At 49.3% G+C, this 20,435-nt stretch carries 20 protein-coding genes; 8 read left to right on the top strand and 12 right to left on the bottom strand.

Annotated features, from left to right (window positions below; translation table 11 throughout):
- Positions 1-46 precede the first annotated feature (46 nt).
- Positions 47-1,645, bottom strand: coding sequence for an ABC transporter substrate-binding protein (locus QQL65_RS07165; RefSeq protein ID WP_284363151.1), 1,599 nt, complete (start codon positions 1,643-1,645; stop codon positions 47-49).
- 157 nt (positions 1,646-1,802) lie between these two features.
- A complete protein-coding gene (locus QQL65_RS07170; protein ID WP_284363152.1) occupies positions 1,803-2,651 on the bottom strand; it encodes a glycosyltransferase family 2 protein in 849 nt (282 codons plus the stop codon).
- A gap of 217 nt (positions 2,652-2,868) precedes the next feature.
- Here QQL65_RS07170 and QQL65_RS07175 point away from each other — a divergent pair, with 217 nt between their 5' ends.
- Together QQL65_RS07175 and QQL65_RS07180 are read left to right on the top strand one after the other, a co-directional pair.
- Positions 2,869-3,291 carry an Hsp20 family protein gene (locus QQL65_RS07175; protein WP_284363153.1) on the top strand — a complete coding sequence of 141 codons (423 nt, stop codon included), beginning with the start codon at positions 2,869-2,871 and terminating at the stop codon, positions 3,289-3,291.
- A gap of 68 nt (positions 3,292-3,359) precedes the next feature.
- A complete protein-coding gene (locus QQL65_RS07180) occupies positions 3,360-3,617 on the top strand; it encodes a DUF1150 family protein (protein ID WP_284363154.1) in 258 nt (85 codons plus the stop codon).
- Positions 3,618-3,638: 21 nt separating this feature from the next.
- Here the strand turns inward: QQL65_RS07180 and QQL65_RS07185 are convergent, their stop codons facing one another.
- From QQL65_RS07185 to hpf, 3 genes are all read right to left on the bottom strand, one after another.
- Positions 3,639-4,025, bottom strand: a complete 387-nt coding sequence (locus QQL65_RS07185; protein WP_284363155.1) for a YbhB/YbcL family Raf kinase inhibitor-like protein — start codon at positions 4,023-4,025, stop codon at positions 3,639-3,641.
- Positions 4,026-4,098: 73 nt separating this feature from the next.
- The gene (gene ptsN, locus QQL65_RS07190) at positions 4,099-4,566 is read right to left on the bottom strand and encodes a PTS IIA-like nitrogen regulatory protein PtsN (RefSeq protein ID WP_284363156.1); all 468 of its coding nucleotides are present in this window, start codon (positions 4,564-4,566) and stop codon (positions 4,099-4,101) included.
- A 39-nt stretch (positions 4,567-4,605) separates the two neighbouring features.
- The gene (hpf, locus tag QQL65_RS07195; protein ID WP_284363158.1) at positions 4,606-5,172 is read right to left on the bottom strand and encodes a ribosome hibernation-promoting factor, HPF/YfiA family; all 567 of its coding nucleotides are present in this window, start codon (positions 5,170-5,172) and stop codon (positions 4,606-4,608) included.
- Positions 5,173-5,533: 361 nt separating this feature from the next.
- Here hpf and QQL65_RS07200 point away from each other — a divergent pair, with 361 nt between their 5' ends.
- Positions 5,534-6,469: a glutaminase gene (locus tag QQL65_RS07200; protein WP_284363159.1), complete on the top strand. Its 936-nt coding sequence runs from the start codon at positions 5,534-5,536 to the stop codon at positions 6,467-6,469.
- Positions 6,470-6,479: 10 nt separating this feature from the next.
- On the opposite strand, the gene rpoN is transcribed toward QQL65_RS07200, so the two are convergent.
- From rpoN to QQL65_RS07225, 5 genes are all read right to left on the bottom strand, one after another.
- Positions 6,480-7,997, bottom strand: coding sequence for an RNA polymerase factor sigma-54 (gene rpoN / locus QQL65_RS07205; protein ID WP_284363160.1), 1,518 nt, complete (start codon positions 7,995-7,997; stop codon positions 6,480-6,482).
- 142 nt (positions 7,998-8,139) lie between these two features.
- The gene (lptB, locus tag QQL65_RS07210; RefSeq protein ID WP_284363161.1) at positions 8,140-8,883 is read right to left on the bottom strand and encodes an LPS export ABC transporter ATP-binding protein; all 744 of its coding nucleotides are present in this window, start codon (positions 8,881-8,883) and stop codon (positions 8,140-8,142) included.
- A gap of 2 nt (positions 8,884-8,885) precedes the next feature.
- A complete protein-coding gene (locus QQL65_RS07215; RefSeq protein WP_284363162.1) occupies positions 8,886-9,362 on the bottom strand; it encodes an LptA/OstA family protein in 477 nt (158 codons plus the stop codon).
- Between the two features lie 14 nt (positions 9,363-9,376).
- Positions 9,377-10,027, bottom strand: coding sequence for a hypothetical protein (locus tag QQL65_RS07220; protein WP_284363163.1), 651 nt, complete (start codon positions 10,025-10,027; stop codon positions 9,377-9,379).
- 23 nt (positions 10,028-10,050) lie between these two features.
- Positions 10,051-10,665, bottom strand: a complete 615-nt coding sequence (locus tag QQL65_RS07225) for a ribonuclease D (RefSeq protein WP_284363164.1) — start codon at positions 10,663-10,665, stop codon at positions 10,051-10,053.
- A gap of 231 nt (positions 10,666-10,896) precedes the next feature.
- Between QQL65_RS07225 and mscL the strand changes: the two genes are divergently transcribed.
- Positions 10,897-11,322 carry a large conductance mechanosensitive channel protein MscL gene (gene mscL, locus QQL65_RS07230; protein ID WP_284363165.1) on the top strand — a complete coding sequence of 142 codons (426 nt, stop codon included), beginning with the start codon at positions 10,897-10,899 and terminating at the stop codon, positions 11,320-11,322.
- A gap of 80 nt (positions 11,323-11,402) precedes the next feature.
- Here the strand turns inward: mscL and QQL65_RS07235 are convergent, their stop codons facing one another.
- Positions 11,403-12,443 carry a Glu/Leu/Phe/Val family dehydrogenase gene (locus tag QQL65_RS07235; protein ID WP_284363168.1) on the bottom strand — a complete coding sequence of 347 codons (1,041 nt, stop codon included), beginning with the start codon at positions 12,441-12,443 and terminating at the stop codon, positions 11,403-11,405.
- Positions 12,444-12,741: 298 nt separating this feature from the next.
- Here QQL65_RS07235 and QQL65_RS07240 point away from each other — a divergent pair, with 298 nt between their 5' ends.
- From QQL65_RS07240 to QQL65_RS07255, 4 genes are read left to right on the top strand one after another with little or no spacing between them, the layout of a single operon-like run.
- Positions 12,742-13,536 (top strand): ABC transporter permease, encoded by a 795-nt coding sequence (locus tag QQL65_RS07240; RefSeq protein ID WP_284363169.1) that lies wholly within the window; start codon positions 12,742-12,744, stop codon positions 13,534-13,536.
- Positions 13,533-14,771 (top strand): ABC transporter ATP-binding protein, encoded by a 1,239-nt coding sequence (locus QQL65_RS07245; RefSeq protein ID WP_284363170.1) that lies wholly within the window; start codon positions 13,533-13,535, stop codon positions 14,769-14,771. Before QQL65_RS07240 ends, QQL65_RS07245 begins: the two co-directional genes overlap by 4 nt.
- Positions 14,771-15,055 (top strand): hypothetical protein, encoded by a 285-nt coding sequence (locus QQL65_RS07250; protein WP_284363171.1) that lies wholly within the window; start codon positions 14,771-14,773, stop codon positions 15,053-15,055. Before QQL65_RS07245 ends, QQL65_RS07250 begins: the two co-directional genes overlap by 1 nt.
- Before the next feature lie 2 nt (positions 15,056-15,057).
- The gene (locus QQL65_RS07255) at positions 15,058-18,699 is read left to right on the top strand and encodes a glycosyltransferase (RefSeq protein WP_284363173.1); all 3,642 of its coding nucleotides are present in this window, start codon (positions 15,058-15,060) and stop codon (positions 18,697-18,699) included.
- A 31-nt stretch (positions 18,700-18,730) separates the two neighbouring features.
- Here QQL65_RS07255 and QQL65_RS07260 read toward each other — a convergent pair whose 3' ends face one another.
- A complete protein-coding gene (locus QQL65_RS07260; RefSeq protein ID WP_284363176.1) occupies positions 18,731-20,347 on the bottom strand; it encodes a hypothetical protein in 1,617 nt (538 codons plus the stop codon).
- Positions 20,348-20,435: the final 88 nt, after the last annotated feature.

Raw genomic sequence — 20,435 nt, forward strand, 5'->3', positions numbered from 1 at the left:
GTTAAGTACAGCGCCTGCTTCAGTCCCCTTAAGTTCGATCCAAGACCTACTGGTCTAGATCAACACCGTCAAACCAGTGGCCACCCAATGGGTCCATTACATAGCCTTTAACTTTGGTTGACATTGGCATGAACACTGTAGAGTGCGCAATAGTCGCCCAAGGTGCTTCACGCTTGAAGACAACTTGTGCTTCTTCATAAAGCTTGGTGCGCTCTGCGATGTCAGAAACTTGTTTCGCTTTGATGGTCAAAGCGTCAAATTCTTCGTTACACCACTGAGCACGGTTAGAACCGCCAACACCGTCACAGCCCAGAAGAACCGCTAGGAAGTTGTCTGGATCACCATTGTCACCAGTCCAGCCAAGAAGAACTGCACCTTTACGATCCAATTCTTTCGAACGTGCAAGGTACTCACCCCATTCGTAAGAAACAATTTTCACATCCACACCAACTTGTGCAAAGTCAGCTTGGATCAACTCAGCCATACGACGTGCATTCGGGTTGTATGGACGCTGAACAGGCATCGCCCAAACTTCCATTTCAAGACCTGAAACGCCTTCTGCTTCCAACATTGCCTTTGCAGCAGCTGGATCATATGGATCGTCTTGGATTGCGTCGTTGTAAGACCACATGGTTGGTGGAATTGGGTTTTTCGCAGCAGAACCAGCACCTTGGAATACTGAATCCAAGATCGCTTGTTTGTTGATTGCCATGTTCAACGCTTTACGCACTTTGGCGTTGTCGAACGGTGCAACTTGCGTGTTGTATGCCAAATAGCCAACGTTTAGGCCCTGTTGTTCCATCATCACCAAGTTTGGATCAGCGGCGAGGCTTTCAATATCAGCTGGGTTTGGATAAGGCGCAACGTGACACTCACCCGCTTTCAACTTCTGCGCGCGAACAGCGGCATCAGTTGTAATTGCGAATACAAGATCGTCGATTGGCTGCTTGCCACCCCAATAGTCGCCATGTGCCGCATAGCGGATCACAGCATCTTTTTGGTATGCAACAAAGCTAAATGGACCTGTGCCCACTGGCTCTTGGTTCAGCATTTCTTGGCGGCCATCAGCTTCAAGCTGTGCTGCATATTCTGCAGAAACGATTGAAGCGAAGTCCATAGCAAGGTTAGCAACCATTGGTGCTTCAGGACGTGTCAGTTTAAACTTCACTGTGTAGTCATCGACTTTTTCGATGTCTGCAATCAGATCAGGCATAGACATGCCGTTGAAATATTCCCAAGAAATGCCAGGAACATATTCGTACCAAGGGTGATCAGCATTGCGCTGACGATCAAATGAGAACAAAACGTCGTCCGCATTGAAGTCGCGTGTTGGTGTGAAGAAGCTTGTTGTATGGAACTTCACGCCTTTACGTAGGTTGAATGTGTACTCCAAACCATCTTCAGACACTTCCCAGCTTTCAGCCAATCCAGGAATTACCTGTGATGTACCGCGCTTGAACTCAACCAAACGGTTGTAAAGTGGCTTAGATGAAGCATCAAAAGTTGTACCAGCAGTATATGGCGCAACGTCGAAACCCTCTGGAGACCCCTCAGAGCAATATACGAGCGTCTTAGCATATGCAGAACCTGCAATAGCCGCACTCATTAGAGCTGTTGCTGCCAACAGCTTTCCAAATTTTCTCATGATAATGTTTCCCTCCAATTATCATTTGCGGCACTCGGACGCCGCAAGCCCACGTAACAAAGCTCCTTTTGATGATTGGTGCAACCACAAATCAAAAAAATTTTGATGAAATTGTCTGACAGAGGTTACCATTCATCAACAAAGCTCTGAATCTTGATCAGCGGGTCAAATTTGATAGGCGTGATTCTAGATGATTTTCAAAGATCAAACCTGGATTTTCCGCCAATGCGGCTTCAAAATTTTCCTCGGCGGCCAATGATTGTTCTAGGAAGCCTGCAATGCCATTTATGGCCGCCGCACCTTCCGCAGGAGAGTAGAAATTGGACTTTAAGCGCTCAAGTAGCAGCTTTTTGATTCGAATATAGCGTGTGCTCGCTTCGGGCCCGGTGCTTATCGACAGGTTTTGTTTAAAATATATGTGCAACGGCTCCGCGATATGAAAGCTATATGGAACGTAAGTGAATGCTGTGAGCATTAACCCCAAATCGACGAGGCACGGCAATTCCACATCATATTTAATTGGCACCTTCACCCGATCATGGGCGACCATGCTGTCCATCGACAAGTTGGTGAATTTGTACTCACTAGCTTTTAGCTGGCGATTGCTCCCATCGCAGCCAACAAAACGCAGATGCTTGTTGTCTTGGGTTCGAACGTCAAGCCCTGTTGTCACCAACGAATGCTCTTCAAGTGCCTCACGCACCTTTTGAAGCTTGTTGGGTGTAAACTGATCATCCGCATCAAGCACAGCAATATAGCGCGCCGTAGCTTTTTCTAGTCCCTTGTTTCGAGCGTTCGAAGAACCGGTGCCAACGGCACCAGTGTCCGTGAACTTGATCCGATCATCAATGATACCCGCATCGTGTAAAAGCTTGGCATAGTCAAATTGGTCATCAATAGAGATGACGAGTTCAAAATCCCCATGGGTTTGCGCCAGAGCGCTTCTGACGCTGTTGGCGATGGTGTGCTGTGCTCTATAGGCAGGCATGACAACGGAGATAAACATGAGACCTCGACAAAAGGGAGCTGCCGAAAAAGGCTAGGGCGCGCGGGCTGTGCTGACAATAGTCAAAGGGGTCAAAAAATGCTCGGCATCTTGAACTTTTGAAATTCGGGAACCATATCTTTGTTATCGGTGCCGCTTCGCGGGCCAAAACAGTTGCTTGAACAAAGGACAAAAAGGCGCATTGGCTGAATTGCAATCGCTTTCTTGAAATTAGATTATGTCACGTATGTCATTTTTCTCCTCACCATTCTTGCTCGGATTTGATGAGTTCGAACAGCGCCTAGATCGCCTTGCGAAGGCAGCTGACGGCTATCCGCCATATAATATCGAACGTGTTGCCGATGATGATGGCTCTGAGACTTTCTTGATCTCAATTGCAGTCGCGGGCTTTTCCGAGGATGAATTGGAAATCACACTTGAAGACAATCAGCTTTTGATCCGTGGGCGTCAATCCGAAGATCCAAAGCGCGAGTTTTTGCATCGCGGTATTGCAGCGCGCCAATTCCAACGCAGTTTTTTGCTAGCTGAAGCCATGTTGGTTGATGGTGCCGAGCTGCGCGATGGTTTGCTCAATGTCATGATCCGGCGTCCGAATATCGAAAAGGTCGCCAAGCGGATCAAGATCAAGTCCGCGAATTGATCAAGCGGTATTGTGCCGCGCTTTGACCACGTTCAGCGCTTAGCATCATTTGTGTAAGGAGTAGTATTATGGCTCAGTCCACCCAAGCCCTGCCATTGAGCAAGGAAGACTTTCTTGCGCTTGGCGAAAATAAAATCGTCTATCGACGTCATCTAACCGGCAAACAGCTCAAAGCGATGTTTCCCGAAGCCAAAGACGCGCCAGAACAAGCCAAATTTGAAGCGCTATTTGCCGCTGATGGCACGCCTGTGCTGATCACAGACAATACCGCTGCGCTTTTGGAATGGCTTGATGAAACGGGACACAATATGGCGGTCCGGCACTAGTGCCGGACGCTTGATATTGCGTTACTTCTCCGGAAATAGGCGCTTGGCTGTCGCCTTGCCCAGTTTGTCGCCATATCGATCAAACGGAGTTACCGTCCATTGGTATCTATGTTGCCCATTCGGTGGGCAAGGGCCTTTGTAGGTGAACGCACCTGCTGCAATCTTGCCATCACTATTGTAGGTCACCGTCCCGCCACCATGCGTAAAGCCAGGCGCATCAAGATCTTTTAGAAAGAATTTCAATTTTTTCGTGCCGTCTGGCACATCGACAATTTCAAATGCCGGGCTATTAATAACATCTGGCCAGCCTGTGTTGCATGCCGGCGTGTCGCCCCATTCAAATTTCACTTCGAACGCCATGGCGCTGCTGGAGCCGATCAAAAACATCAATAAAAGTATGCGCAACATCTTGCATCTCCAATTCTTAAAAAGAATGGAGGGTAGGGTGCGACTAAAGCTTGATGATTGTCAATCGAGGTGCCTAAGCGGCGTCGGAGTGACCTTTGGACTTGGTCAGTAGCGTATAAAGTTCGTCCGCATCGCGGATCGTACGCGCTTGTTCTGCCACATTGTTTGAGCGCACAACGCGCGCAATGCGTGACAAGGCTTTGAGATGATCAGCGCCCGCACCTTTTGGCGCAAGCAGCACGAATGCCAAATCAACCGGCTTGTCGTCCACCGATTCAAAATCAATTGGATGGTCGAGGCGGATAAAGATGCAGGTCACACCTTTTAAGCCTTCAATTTTACCGTGGGGGATGGCGATTCCCTCGCCAAGCCCCGTAGTGCCCAATTGCTCGCGTTCGGTTAGCGTTTTGAAGATTTCATGGGCGTCGCCTTCAACAAGCTCGGCAGCTTTGTCCGCTGCAAGCTGCAACAGTTGCCGCTTGCAAGTGGCCTTTGCGCAAGGCACGATCGCTTGTTTTGCAAGGATGTCCGCGAGTTCCATCAAAAATCTCTCTTAAACTTCTTTCCGAAGCGACGCGTTTTAAGCGTCTTGCTGCGCTGGGTCAACCCAGCCGATATTTCCATCAGCCCGGCGATAAACCACATTTACGCGCCCATGTCCAGCATGGCGGAAAACGAGCACGTCCTGCTGGCTGAGGTCGAGTTCCATAACGGCTTCACCAACGCTCATTGAATGAAGGTCAGAAGTGCTCTCCGCAATCACGGCAGGTGAGAAGTCTTCTTCAACCTCTTCTTCCAAGTCTGGAGACGCCAGAATATAGCTTTGGGCTGTTGGAGAACTGCCCGCTACGCGGCGATGGTTTTTCAGTTTGCGCTTGTAGCGGCGCAAACGTTTTTCAATGTGTTCTGCCGCAGTTTCAAAGGCCGCAATCGCATCTGCTGCTTCGCCGCTTGCTTGCAACACAACGCCTGTATCCAAATGAACGAGGCAATCGGCGCTGAACCGGTTTCCTTCATGTTCCAAAGTGAGATGGCCATCATACCCGCCGTCAAAATATTTGGTGACCGCTGATTCAAGATGGTCCAATGCCTTTGTGCGCAATGCATCGCCGACATCCATGTTCTTGCCTGAAACACGTAAGTTCATTTTGTACCCCATTTCGTTTAAATTATTGAAGGGCTCTTAAAGCCGAGAACAATTGTTCTCATAAGTGAAAGTGTAGCGCCCTATTTGGCGAAAACGCAATCGCTCAATTTTGCGATTATCTTGTCTAATTCCCTTCCACTAGATTAAAAAAAACGCTAACATCTTTAGCTATGCACTTATGAATCACCCCGCTTTTCGCGGCGCGGTTAATTCTATGCAAAATTCCCCAAAACAGCGCGTTGATCTGGGTCACTTGGTTCTCAAGTGCGTGTTCTCCCGAACATGTTGTTCAACTATTGTTGGGGTTCCTCAATGTCGGAAAACATCCAACAAAATGCTGTCGGAATATGGAATACTTCAAATGAATGTAGATCGCGAACAAATCAGCAAAACAATCAACAATGCGATTGAAAATGCGTCGACGCGCGCCGTGCGCGGTGAAGTGGCGTCATATATTCCTGAGTTGGCCAAAGCGAATCCCCAAAAGGCCGGCATCGCTGTCACGCTGTCAAGTGGCGACACGTTTGGAGCTGGTGACTTTGAAGATCAAAGCACCATCCAATCTGTGTCAAAGGTTTTCACATTGGCTATGGCGTTGGGCACCGTTGGCGACGGTTTGTGGAGCCGCGTTGGGCGTGAGCCCTCGGGTTCTGCATTCGATTCTATTTTGCAGCTTGAGCATGAGCGGGGTATTCCGCGAAATCCGTTCGTCAACGCTGGCGCAATCGTGGTGACCGACGAGATATTGGCTAATTACCAGCCCAAAGAAGCTTTGGGTGAAATTGTTCGTTTTGCGCGAAGTCTTGCCCAAGATGACACTATCCATATCGACAAAGCGGTGGCGCGATCCGAAACACAAACAGGGCATCGCAATCGCGCGTTGGCCAACTATTTGTTGTCTTTCAATAACCTGAGAAATGAACCCGATCTCACCTTGGGTGTCTACTATCATCAATGCGCATTATCCATGTCTTGCGCTCAACTATCGCGGGCTGGCCGGTTTCTAGCATTTGGTGGCGGGTTGGGCACAGGTGGCGCACAAATTGTTGCGAAAAAGCGAGCAAAACGGATCGCGGCAATCATGCTCACCTGCGGGCACTATGATGGCTCAGGCGATTTCGCCTATCGCGTTGGTGTCCCAGCAAAAAGCGGAGTTAGTGGCATGATTTTAGCGATTGTCCCCAATGTCGCTTCAATCGCAGTGTGGTCGCCTGGACTAGATAAACAAGGCAACTCTTTGATTGGAACGCAAATCTTAGAAGAAGTGGTTGAAGCGCTAGATTGGTCAATATTCTAGCCTATTCTTGCTAGCTCAACAGTTCGCGCTTTTGACGGCGGCGCAGCACGGAAGAGGGAATGCCCATCGCTTCGCGATATTTGGCGACCGTACGTCGGGCCACGCCCATTTGATGCTTCTCGTTTAAAATGGCTGCAATTTTGTCATCAGACAGAATTTTCTTCGGATCTTCGGCATCGATCAATTGCTTGATTTCGTGCCGCACTGCTTCGGCGGAGTGATCATCATCGCCGTTGGTAGAGCTGGAAATCGCGCTGGTAAAGAAGTACCGCAGTTCAAAAAGACCACGGGGCGTTGAAACATATTTGTTGGCCGTGACGCGGCTTATGGTGCTCTCGTGCATATCGACCGCCTCAGCCACCATTTTCAGCGTCATAGGTTTGAGATGGGACACGCCATGCACCAAAAAACCGTCTTGCAGCCGAGCGATTTCGCTGGTGACTTTCAGAATAGTCTGTGCACGCTGATCAAGACTTTTGGTCAGCCAATTCGCGGTCTGCATACATTCCTGCAAATACGACTTTTCCTCTCCCTTTTTCGCTTTGGCCGATATCTCCGCGTAGTAGGTGCGGTTGATCAAAACGTTAGGCAGGACTTCGTTATTCAACTCAATTTGCCAACCGCCACCATTGGCTGGGCGAATATGGACGTCCGGCACGACAGATTGAATGGCAGATCCTTCAAATGATGCGCCAGGCCGCGGGTTTAGTCGCTTGATCTCGGTGAGCATGTCTTTAAGATCGTCTTGATCGCACCTAATGAGCGCCATCAGTTCCTTAAACTTGTGGGCAGCCACAAGATCGATATTGTCCAGAAGTGACTGCATCATTGGGTCGAGGCGATCTTTTTCACGCAGCTGGATGGCCAAGCATTCTGGCACGCTACGGGCAAAAATGCCGATTGGATCGCAACCCTGAATGGCCTCTAAAACCGCTTCCACATGGCCAAGTTCGGTGCCCAATTGCTCGGCGATGTTGTCCAACTCGGTGTCGAGGTAGCCTGCTTCATTGAGGTTCTCGATGATTGCGCTAGCAATAAGCAGGTCTCCCGGATGCCGCAAAATCAGCTGAACTTGCTCAATTAAATGGTCGCCTAGCGACTTTTGCGAGGAAACATATTGATCAATCTCAGCCTTCTCCGGCCCAACAGATTGTCCGCGACTTTCCTGCCAACTGGTTGTCGATTGTGAAACTGAATCTTGGCCCACTTGTTCGGGAAACAGATTTGATGCATCCGTGTCCATTTCGCCCGCAAGCGACACCGCACTTTCCATTTGTTCTGAACGTGAGACAATGTCTTGGGTTTCACTGGCAGCGGGTTGGGCTTCGTTATCGCCCTGATCATTGTCGACGGCGTTGTCCCCATCGGGATCACCGCGCTCAAGCAGCGGATTGTGCAGTAATTCGCTTTCAACAAAGGTGCTCAACTCAAGATGAGATAGCTGCAAAAGCTTAATTGACTGCATCAATTGCGGCGTCAATTTAAGCGTCTGGGCTTGTCTTAACTCAAGGCGAGGGCCTATCGCCATAAAAGTGGCGCTCCATTGTGGTTGCGATTGTTCAACGAGTTGAAAATGCCACGATTTGCCCACGCATTACAAGACGGATCGCCGAACATATACAAGTTTCATGCCAAGTTTTTGGAGATATTCTTGCTTTAATATGAATATTTTAGAGTGAGAAGTCCTCACCAAGATATACTCGGCGCGCCTCTGGATCATTGGTGATGTCTTCAGGGCGCCCTTGAACCATGACTTGGCCACCATGGATGATGTAAGCGCGATCAACCAATCCCAAGGTTTCGCGAACATTGTGGTCGGTAATCAAAACGCCGATGCCCTTGTCTGTGAGCTGTTTCACAAGGCCTTGAATTTCGCCCACGGCGATTGGATCGACACCGGCAAATGGCTCGTCGAGCAGCATAAAGGCCGGGTCTGCCGCCAAAGCGCGCGCAATTTCGACACGTCGACGTTCGCCCCCGGAAAGGGACAATGCGTTTGCATCGCGAATATGGGTGATTGAGAATTCATCCAACAGTTGGTCTAATCTGTCGTGTCGGGCTTTGCGCGATTTTACGTGGCCTTCAAGAATGGACAGAATATTGTCTTTCACATCCATCCCGCGAAAAATGGATGGCTCTTGCGGCAAATAACCCATGCCCAGCCGCCCGCGTTGAAATAGCGGTAGACCCGTGATCGGGCGGCCATGCAGCAGAATTTCCCCTTGGTCCGGCTTCACAATGCCCATGATCATAGAGAAAACAGTGGTTTTGCCTGCACCGTTTGGTCCTAACAGTCCAACGGCTTCGCCGCGATTTACCGCGACGGAAACTTCGCGAATGACTACCTTTTTGCCGTACGATTTGGCCAGCGAGTGGGCAACGAGCCAGCCAGTTGGGTCAATTGCTCCGCTCACACCTAACTCCCTGAACCAAAGGTCGCGGTGACCCGACCGTTGTCCGTGCCAGTGCCCTCAAAGCGTGTGGTGTCATTGTTGAGATCAATCACCATCTCTTGGCTGTTAATTACATCGCTGCTGCCCTCTTGAGTGGCAGACACATTGCCGAGCAAAGTGAGCAGACGTGTTTTGGGATCGTAGACCCCACGATCTGAAATCGCTTTTTGTGTGCCAAATTCCACGCGGATGCGGCCATCCGCAGTTATCTTGATAAGATCAGAGGGGCCACCTTCGCCATAATAGGCGACAACGCGCGGTGCCCAAAGTTGAAATGTCTCTTGGTGCGCATAGACATTCCCAGTAAAGGTTCCGGTTTGTGCTTGCTGATCAATTTCAAACAAATCGGCGGTGATATTGACCGCGCCGCCAACCTCGGCATTTACGGTGCCAACAAGTCCACACAAAGTAACAAATAGTGCCAAAACGATGTTACGCATAAAACCAGTCCACATTAATTGTGCGCCTCTTCAACTGTTTCAGGAGCCAACACAAGTGTTGCTTTGGTAAACTCCCATTTGCCGCGCGCACTGTCATACTTCATTGTGGCAGCATCAAGTGTTGTGCCGTCAATAAACTCAAATTTCACCCCGTCTTCGCCGGTAAAACGTTGTTCGCTCAGATAAATCACACCATTGCCGATGGTGCCCTTATCTCCCTTGGAAGACGTGAGATAAATAGTTGAAAACAATTCAAGTGTTTCATCTATAAAACTATAGCGCCCGTCGTCTGAAATCGCCTTGGCTGTTGTGCCGTCAACGAAAAACAAGTCACCGACCAAATCTACCAAATCCACAATGTCTTGATTTGCAAGTCCAGTTTCTGCGCTATGTGCCGAAACGCGATAGCGCCCACCATCGCTCAGTGTGCCTTTGGCGCGCGGTGCATCAATGACCAACCTGTCGCTGGAAATGCGGATGGCGTCAAATTGCGCGGCCGGGAACAGTGAACTGATAATGAGTGGCAAAACCAAATAGGCAAAAAGCCCAAGGCCTGCAAGCGGCACCGCGAAACGCAACAGCTGGATGACCCGCCGCCGCATGCCGATATGCTTAAAAGTACGGTCTAGATCGCGATCCGCGCTAATGGATTTCAGCTCTGCCATTACACCGCCAATTGGTTTTCAGCTTAGCTATGCGCGAAAATGTCTGTTTCCGGCCAGCCAGCCAAATCAAGCTGCACACGTGTGGGCAAAAAGTCAAAACAAGACTGTGCCATTTCCATGCGGCCCTCGCGTTTTAACATCCGATCAAGGTGACGACGCAAATCGTGCAAATATAAAACATCGCTTGCCGCGTATTCTAGTTGCGCGTTGCTGAGTTGATCAGCCCCCCAATCCGAGCTTTGTTGCTGTTTGGACATGTCGACGCCCAACAATTCGCGCGACAAGTCCTTCAAACCGTGCCGATCCGTGTAAGTGCGAACCAATTTCGAAGCAATTTTGGTGCAATAGGATGGGGTCGTCATGGTGCCAAAGGCATTGTAAAGCGCCGCCACATCAAAGCGGGCAAAGTGGAAGAGCTTGGTGCGTTCGGTATCGGCCAACAATTTCTGCAAATTCGGTGCTTCGGTCTGTCCCTGTTCAATGCGCACAACGTCCGCAGTGCCATCACCAGGTGAAAGCTGCACAACACACAAACGGTCGCGCAATGGGTTCAGCCCCATTGTTTCGGTGTCAATTGCCACTTGGCGTCCATAATTATCAAGATTTGGAAGGTCGCCGACATGTTGCCGAATGGTCATTGGGTCACCTTTTAAGTGTTGTTGATTGTTAGATACTTTTTACCTGAAAGCGGGCAGATTGAAACCGTATAAATTGACTCTCGCTGGCTTTATTGTCCTAAATGGTAGAACAAAGCGTTCATATCGTTTACGCAATTGCAATGAGTTAAGATTTTGTTATGGTTTTGCACCAAGGGCCACGCAAAGACAAAAGTGGTTCTATTGATAGGGCAAAAGGGGAATTAAATCAGTATGCTCAAAGAGTTTAAAGCGTTTGCCATGAAGGGCAACATGGTCGATTTGGCCGTAGGTGTAATTATTGGCGCGGCCTTCGGTGCAATTGTTGGTTCGCTCGTTGATGACGTGTTTATGCCGGTAATTGGCTTGCTTATCGGCGGTGTCGATTTCTCAAACATGTTCATTGTTCTTAAAGACGAAGCCGCAGGTTCGTACGCGACCTTGGCTGCAGCGCAAGAAGCAGGCGCAGTTACGATGAATATTGGCTTGTTCATCAATGCTGTCGTGAAATTCTTGATCGTTGCCTTTGCCATCTTCCTTGTGGTGAAGGGCATCAACTCAATGAAAAAGAAGGAAGAAGAAGCGCCAAAGGCGCCGCCAGCACCTTCAAAAGAAGAAGTTCTATTGGGTGAAATTCGCGACCTATTGGCTAAAAAATAAGTCGCTAAGCATATCCATGCAGTGAGGGGGTCGGTTCTGCCGGCCCCTTTTCTGTAGGTTTTCTCGCACTAGATTTGCGACTAAGCGCTGGCCAAAATATTGTCGACAAATTGATCGGCAATCTTGTGCGGTAGCACATTGTTCGCGGTTGCTTCACTCAGGATTTGATCCGTGGTGGTTGCCAAGCGTTCCACTTTTTCGTTCACCCAGGCTTGATCGGATATTTTCAATATCTCCGCCGCAACGTTAATGATCCCTCCGCCATTCACCACATAGTCTGGCGCATAGAGTATGCCTTTGTCAGCGAGTAGTTGGCCGCAATCAGCATCCGCCAATTGGTTGTTGGCGGCACCTGCAACCACTTTTGCCTTAAGCTGGGAGATTGAGTTAGCAGAAACGCTGCCACCCATCGCGCATGGTGCAAAAATGTCAGCCTCCACCGCATAAATCGCGTCAGGTGCAACTATTGTTGCATCAAATCGTGATTTGGCCTCTTCAATGGCTTTTTGATTGATGTCGGTCGCAATAATCTTTGCGCCTGCATTAGCCAGAAATTCGCAAAGGTACATGCCCACATGACCAAGGCCCTGCACGGCGATGGTCTTGCCCTTCAAATCAGCTGAACCCAGCCCATATTTCGCTGCAACTTGCATGCATAAATATACGCCACGGGCGGTGACGGGAGATGGGTCGCCGCTGCCAAATGGACCTTCGGAAAGGCCCGCCGCATAGGAAGTGAATTTCGCCGCTTCAGCAATATCTTCAACTGAGATGCCAACATCTTCTGCAGTATAGTACCGCCCTTCAAGTGCGTTGACGAACTTACCGAAGGCTTGCATGAGTTCGGGCGTTTTGTCTTTGTGAGGATCCGCAATGATAACGGATTTGCCGCCACCAAGTGGCAGGCTGGCCGCGGCATTTTTGTAAGTCATGCCTTTGGCAAGGTTCAACGCATCGGTTTTTGCTTCTTCAACGGTGCCATATTTATACATCCGGCAGCCGCCTGCGGCGGGCCCAAGTTTGGTAGAGTGAATGGCAATAATAGATTTTAGGCCACTATTCTCATCGCTTGCATAAACCACGCGTTCGTAGCCGGGTGCGTCCAGCTCTTCAATATTCATAACCCTAGGTCCTCAGAATGAAGATTTTTTTGTTTTTTCTTGCTGTTTTGGCGTGACACTTTGCGATCGTCAACAGCGCTGGGGTAAAACAGGCAAATATATATAGACATATTCGACGAAGGTCGTAGCAATGCCGTGTATTTTTGCTCAACCTAGATGGCCGACTGTGCGCGTTCTCGATTACATATTCGGATACTTGCAGAACAAGCGCTTGAATTTCTCTTTCTAACCGCGTAACTGTCTTGCCTATATTAGTTTTACTCTACACTTGCCCCTTGGGCTGCAGGACATTTTGTGAATGAAAGACCTTGTTCTTAGTCTTTGGGCTTATCGCCATTTTTTGATGAATTCGATCTGGAATGATTTTAAGTCACGTTTTGTACGCTCAAGATTGGGTGCCGCTTGGATTGTGTTTCAGCCGCTGTCGCAGGTGCTCATATATGCTTTCATTCTGAGTAATCTGCTATCTGCCAAAGTTCCAGGCATTAGCAATACCTACGGCTATGCGATCTACTTGATGTCTGGACTGTTGGCCTGGAACCTTTTCTCTGAAGTGCTGGATCGTTGCATCAAAGTTTTCGTTGCAAACGCAAACGCCATCAAAAAAGTGAACTTCCCGCGTGTAACCCTCCCAATTATCGAGGTTGGTGCCGCGGTCACCAATAACCTGATTTTGTTTGCAGTTATGATCGTCATCTTTTTTGTACTGGGGCACCCACCGGGCTGGTCGTTTTTGCTAATATTGTTGATGATCCCAATCATTGCCATGTTTGCCATGGGGTTGGGCATATTCTTGGGCGTGGTAAATGTTTTTATTCGCGACGTAGAGCAAGTCACGCCGATTGTTCTGCAGGTGTTGTTTTGGCTTACGCCAATCGTTTACCCCGCCAACATCATTCCAGAAAAGTTCATGCAATGGATGCGGTTGAACCCGGTTTACCAGTTCGTCGATTTCTATCATCAAGTCATTGTTCAGTCATTGGTTCCCTCATTTGCGGGCGTTCTTCTGGTTGCGGCCATGGGGGTAGCGTTTAGCCTGTTTGCGCTGGTTGTTTTCAGACGCGCAGGTCCAGACATGGTGGATGTCTTATGAGCATAATCTCGGTTCAAAACATCACTAAGTCTTTCAAGACTTACAAATCTGAGTGGCACCGCGTGCTTGGCTGGATGGGTGTTCATGTGGCGCCGCTCATTGAAAAGACTATTCTTGAAGATATCAGCTTTGAGGTAGAGCCCAGACAAGCCATTGGATTGATCGGACAGAATGGCGCTGGGAAATCGACACTTCTCAAAATCATATCCGGCACCATGCAGGCAAATGCAGGATCCGTTTCGCTGAACGGTCGCGTGTCAGCGCTTTTGGAGCTTGGTATGGGGTTTAACCCCGATATGACCGGACGCGCCAATGTGTGGAATACGGCTGGTCTGATGGGGTTTGACAAAGACCAAATTGAAAATGTGATGGCTGATATTGAAGCATTTGCCGAAATCGGTAGCTATTTTGATGAGCCTATCCGCACCTACTCAAGCGGCATGCAAGTGAGGCTGGCGTTTTCGGTTGCCACGGCGTTTCGGCCCGACATCCTGATTGTTGATGAAGCTTTGTCGGTTGGCGATGCCTATTTTCAGCACAAGAGCTTTGCGCGCATCCGTGAGTTTCAGGAGCAAGGCACAACGCTTCTGTTGGTCTCTCATGATCGGGCGTCGGTCGCATCTCTTTGTGATCGAGCACTCCTGATCCACGAAGGCCGAGTGGCCAAGGATGGTGACCCCGAAGAAGTGCTCGATTTCTACAATGCATTGGTTGCCGCGCGCGAGGGCAGCAAGCTGGAGCAAATCAAGGGAGAAGATGGACGAGTGCGGACGATCTCAGGCACGGGCGAAGCCACAATAGAAAACATTCAACTGGTTGACGAAAACGATGATGATGCCGAAAGCCTGTTGGTCGGTGACAAAGCCGCGATCATCATTGATGTTGCAGTGAAGCAGCCAATTCCAGAACTTGTTGTGGGCTATATGATCAAAGATCGGCTCGGGCGGGCGGTTTTCGGAACGAATTCATTCCACACAAAACAGATTTTGACCGACTTGAAGGCCGGTGAATCCTATCGATATAAATTTGAATTTGATGTTGAAATTGGCCACGGCAACTATTCAATCCAAGTGGCATTGCATCAATCAGATAGCCACATCACCAAAAACTATGAGTGGCGCGACCTTGCGCTGACTTTCACCGTGGCAAATACCAAATATGCGCTTTTTGAAGGCACCAGTTGGATTCCGCCAAAACTGTCAATTGAGCCGCTTAAGGTCAAGGAAACCAACTAGTGTCCGCGTTCATTTCCAAGCTTATTCTTCACGCCAAAATCATCATTGTGAAACTCATTCGGATCGTTGGACGTTTCGTCAATAAGCACCCTTCCTTGAGGCGCTTCATTGTCGCGGTGTTGGCTAAAACGCCATACATTAGCCGTCGGTTGCGACGCATCATGGCTAACCCGCAGTTGGATTTGAATGCAGATTACCAATTAGCAACTTGGCAGCTCACCCCCCGGGCGAGCCAGCTGCGCGAAAGATACTTAGCCCTCAAAAGCTCAAAAGATAAGACCTAATTATGTTGCGTATACTGATTGATCTACAAGCGTGCCAAACACAAAGCCGACTACGCGGTATGGGCCGATATGCGCGCGAGCTGACCAAATGCTTGATTGAGCTATGTGGGCAAAAACATGATGTGCATCTAATCGCCAATGGAGCGCTAAAGGCCAGTCTCGTTGAAATCATTAATGATTTTGGTGATCGAGTCGGGCCGGAAAAGCTGCATGTTACTCATCTGCCATCAGAAATTGAACTGAATCAGCCAGCCAACCATTCCCGCTCACGCGCAGCAGCACTGGTGTGGGAGGCTCAAATTGAGGCCATCGCGCCAGACGTTGTGTTCTGTCCTAGCTTTTTTGAAGGGTTTAGCGACGACGCTGTAACCAGCTTGGGTGTGTTTGCAACAGTGCCATTTGTGGTGACCATCCATGACTTGATTCCACTGATAAATGCCCCTCGTTATCTGGATCCACACCCAGATTTCAAAACGGTATATTTGGAGAAGATCGAGACTTTAAAATTGGCTGATGCTCTAATTGCTATTTCGGAATCTGCGCGGGGTGAAGCGATTGAGTATTTGGGATTCGATCCGGATAAAATTGTCAATGCGTCTGAGGCTGCAGACGACGCATTTCAACCGCGACATTTTGATGAAACTGAGCGCGCGCAAATGCTTGAACGTTTCGGGGTGCATGACAAATTTGTATTCTATACGGGTGGCGCGGACCCGCGCAAAAACCTCCTGCGGTTGGTCGATGGGTTCGCAGCGCTAGATGCCGATGTCAAAAACACACACCAACTGGTGCTGGCTGGCAGTATGCCGGATTTTGAGGTGAATGAAATAAAGGCTCGTGCAGTCAAGCGCGGCGTTTTGGATCGGTTGGTGTTTACCAGTTACATCAGTGATGATGATCTCATTTCCCTATTTAGCTTGGCTGAGGTTTTCGTGTTTCCCTCAATGCATGAGGGATTTGGACTGCCGCCTCTCGAGGCAATGCAATGTGGTACAGCGGCGATCGGTTCGGACTGTTCGAGCATACCTGAGGTGATTGGAAACCCAGAGGCACTATTTGATCCCCACAACACAGAGTCGATTTCGACGCTGCTCAATAAAGTGCTGACAGATCCGGCATTTAAGAAACAGCTTGCAACGCAAGGCTTTGAACGCGCCAAGACCTTTAGCTGGATGCGTTCGGCTGAATTGATACTTGAGCAATTGGAGCGGTTCGCAAAAGCTCGGTCTCAAAGCATTGAGCAGAAAAATGTGCGTGCGCATCTCGATCAGGTCGAGGAAAGGTTTCTGCGCGCGCTGCATGGTGCGCAAGAGGATGACAAACTCAATGAGCTTGAAGAGAACTCGATTTTACAGAATTGGGCGGACAATCGTACCGCACTAGAACGCGCATTTGCACAAAGTGGCGCGAGCGGCAACAGCTGGCGAATGGAAGGGCCATTTGATTCAAGCTACAGTCTTGCGTCTGTAAATAGAGAACTTGCAATCGCGCTTGAGCAGTCCGGACAAGAAGTTGCACTTTGGTCGTCAGAGGGGCCCGGCGATTTTGATCCTGATCCAGATTTTCTCTCAGCCAATCCATCCATTAACAAGCTCTATCAGCGGGCTCGCGATGAGCGAGCAAGGACGCAACCTGAGACTTTGTCGCGCAATATGTATCCGCCCCGCGTTACAGATATTGATCATCCTAATGCTGCGTTGCACAACTACGCCTGGGAAGAGACGGCAATGCCAAATGCATTTGCCCAATCGTTTAACGAGTATTTGCGATTTATTACGGTCACGTCGCAACACTGCAAAAAAACACTGATCGACAATGGCGTTGACCTACCGATTGCTGTTGTGGGGAATGGCGTCGATCACTGGGACAGAATTGTCGCTGATGCCAACTACATCGCGCCGGGTAAAACAACCAAAATCTTGCACGTTTCATCCTGTTTTCCACGCAAAGGAGCAGACGTTTTACTCACTGCGTTCGGCAAAGCGTTCAGTAAAACAGATGATGTGTCTTTGATCATCAAGACTTTTGAAAACCCGCATAATCATATCGCCGAGCAACTGGAGCGCTTGCGAAACAGCGAACCAGGTTTCCCTCACGTCGAAATCATTTTTGATGATATGAGCGATGCACAGCTGAAGTCGCTGTACGAACAAAGTGACATTTTGGTTGCGCCAAGTCGGGCTGAAGGGTTTGGCTTGCCGATCGCCGAAGCGATGCTGTCAGGTCTACGTGTTATAGCGACAGGGTGGAGCGGCCAATTGGACTTTTGTAACGTTCAGAATAGTCAGCTCGTCGACTATTCATTTGCACGTGCAGATACTCATGAAGACATCTTTGATAGCGTTTGGGCAGAGCCTGATGCCGATCACCTTGCAAGGCTAATGAGAGAGGCTTGCGCAAATCATCTAGGTCCAACCCAAAAACAAGAACGAGCGAATGAGTTGCGCCGGCAGTTTGACTGGTCAGAGGTTGCCAAACGTAACATTGTCGCCGCGCATGAATCCGCAACATCGTCCCTGCCCAAGATTGGCTGGATTACGACCTTTCGTAAGCGATGTGGTATTGCCACCTATTCGGCGCATTTGCTCGCCCAATTCGATCTGCCGGTCGCAATTTTGGCGGACGATCAAGCCAAAGTGGAACGTGAAGATAAATACAGTGTTGTACCCTGTTGGGTAGAAGGCGGACCAGATGATTTGAGCACTCTTTGCAAGGAGATCCGAGAGCGGAAATTGGATGTTATCCATTTGCAATTCAATTACGGGTTCTTTGATTTTGAACGTCTCAACAAATTCTTGTTGACCCAACATGATGAGGGGCGCTCAGTTGTGGTGACGCTCCATTCCACCATTGATCCAGCGCATGATCCCGCAAGAAAACTCGTCCTGTTAAGGGCAGGTTTGGATGTGTGTGATCGTTTGCTGGTGCATTCGATCAACGATCTAAATCGTCTCAAGGGCCTTGGGTTGGATCGCAAGGCAACGCTTTTGCCGCACGGCTGTCTGACCATTCCAAACATTGATAGTGGCGAACATCTCATACTGCCCGCTGGCAATGTCAAACTCACCTTGGCCGCTTATGGATTTTTACTGCCCAACAAAGGGGTTTTGGAGCTGGTTGAGGCGGTTAAGCTTTTGCGGGACGATGGAGTGAATTGTCATCTGAAACTCGTCAATGCGCGATACCCAGCGAATGTTTCTATGCAACTTGAAAAGCGTTTGAAGGATCGCGTTTTGGAACTTGAGCTGAATGACTTTGTTGAAATGCATCACGAGTTTCTGACTGATAATGAGAGCTTCCAACTGCTCAAAGATGTAGATTTGCTCGTCTATCCCTATCAACAAACAGGCGAATCTGCGAGCGGCGCCGTGCGTTATGGCATAGCGACGGGTAAACCGGTTTTGGTTTCACCGTCTCCCATTTTTGATGATGTGGCGGACGCAGTGCATTATTTGCCTGGCGCTCGCCCAAAAGACATCGCAGATGGTGTGCGCGAAATTGTGTCGTCATGCAACAAGAATGACGAGAGTTTCTTTAACAAAGCTAGGGGTGCAAAACGCTGGCGTGAAGCCCACGGCTACCCAACAATCGGTCGACGATTGTCTGGATTAATGCGTGCGCTGCATCGAAACAAATCCGGTTAAGGTTCCAGCTGAGCGTTGTTGCAGGTTTTGCCTAGGCTGAAACTAGGCCAAATGCTTCAAAGTCTGATAAGTGACCAATGGTTGAAACTATACCAATGTCGTCATAAGTCCAGCTGCGTAAGTAGCTTACATCTGTGATTTCGTCGAAAGCAGACAGATCAACAAGAATGATTTTGCCTTCAAGTACGACCATTTCAACTGTGTCTTTTTCCGAGAGCAGATAGCGAACAAAGTCCATCGCAGTTTGCGTATATTCTGTGACCTCTGTGGCGCGAATTGTGCCGCCGGTTGGCTTTGGTGAGACCGATGGCGTATCCGCCACGTCATTGTTTTCCTCGACCACATTCAGTTCAATGTCACCAAGTATGCCAGACCAATCGAACCCTTGTATCGTTGAAATGTCAAAGCTAGCGAATAACTCTTGATTGTCGATTTGATAGGCGCTCAAACTCACATTATGGCCGAAGGCTATTTCCAAACGAATGCCGGTACCTGCGTTGTTTTCACTTTCTTCGTGAACTTGCGATGTGTTGGGTTTTGTCGACACACCTTTTCTCGCTGTTGGACCCTCAGAGCCAGATGAAGCGGATTGCCCCTCAAACGAAACATCAAAAATGCTTGGCAAAATGATGTCCAACTTGCCAGTGTCAAAGCTTTCCCCGGCTGCGTGGGCCATGGAAAAGGCGTTGGGGATGTTAAACACGTGGATTTCCGAGACTTCGGCCTTGTCCGAGCCCTGCTTAGACGACGTTCCGTCTGACCTGGAACTATCCAGATCCGGACTATTTGCGAATTCTTCTTCGCGTGTCACCGTCTGGGCGTCTGCCTCTAGCGCTTGCTCAAGTTCCGCGACAAGTGTTGATGTGTCCTGAGCCTTCGATTCCTTGCTGCTTTGCAAAAACTCAAAGCTAGACTTGGTGCTCATCCCAAAGGTCACTGCGATGGCGGAAAGGCTAAGCGATATCGGGTTCGGCAAAATTGTGCTGGACGAGGTAATTTGTGTTTCGCGATCTGCAGGTTCCGCGCTCTCTTTCGCGACTACATTTGCGTTGTCGCCGCGCTCTTCAAGCGCTGCCTGCAAAATACCGAACGCGCCATCCGTTTCTGGCATTGGCGCGCTGAGCAACAGATCAAAATCGTGCTCGGACTGGTCAATCTCAGCGCCATGCGCAATTCCAATCAACTCATCTGAGGCAACGAACATGGTCCAAATAAGGGCTGTCAACATAATTGCAGGGTGTAGATAAACCCCATCGCCAGGCCGCAATGGGACAATGTTTGCCGCGCGCTTTTCAATTGCACGATCAACAAACTCATTGATCAAATCGGCAAAGCTGTTGCCGCGCAATGGCGCTTCAATGCTGGTGCTGTCGAGCAAATATTCACCATCGAACCGGCAGAGGTGCACAAACACATCGCCATCTGGATGGCAAAAAACAAACCAAGGGTCACCTTCGTCTGTCAGGCCCCGGTCGGTTTCTATGACAACGCCTGCTTGGTCAAGCAACCGCTTGACGCGATAAAGATCGGCAAGCTCTTGGTTGCCCCAGTCTTGATTTTGCTGAGTTTTATAAGCGAGCGAAGCGGCGCTTTGCGTGCTGCCTGCAGTTCCCCCGCGCTTATCTTTGAATAAAATGATTTCGGCCATTTTCCCCTTTGCCACCTCCGGCGGCAATATCCTTAAAACGCAACTCAAAACAAAAAATCTAATATTGAACGCTAGAAAAGTACCGCGC

Source organism: Maritalea porphyrae (assembly GCF_030159895.1).
GTDB classification, from domain to species: domain Bacteria; phylum Pseudomonadota; class Alphaproteobacteria; order Rhizobiales; family Devosiaceae; genus Maritalea; species Maritalea porphyrae.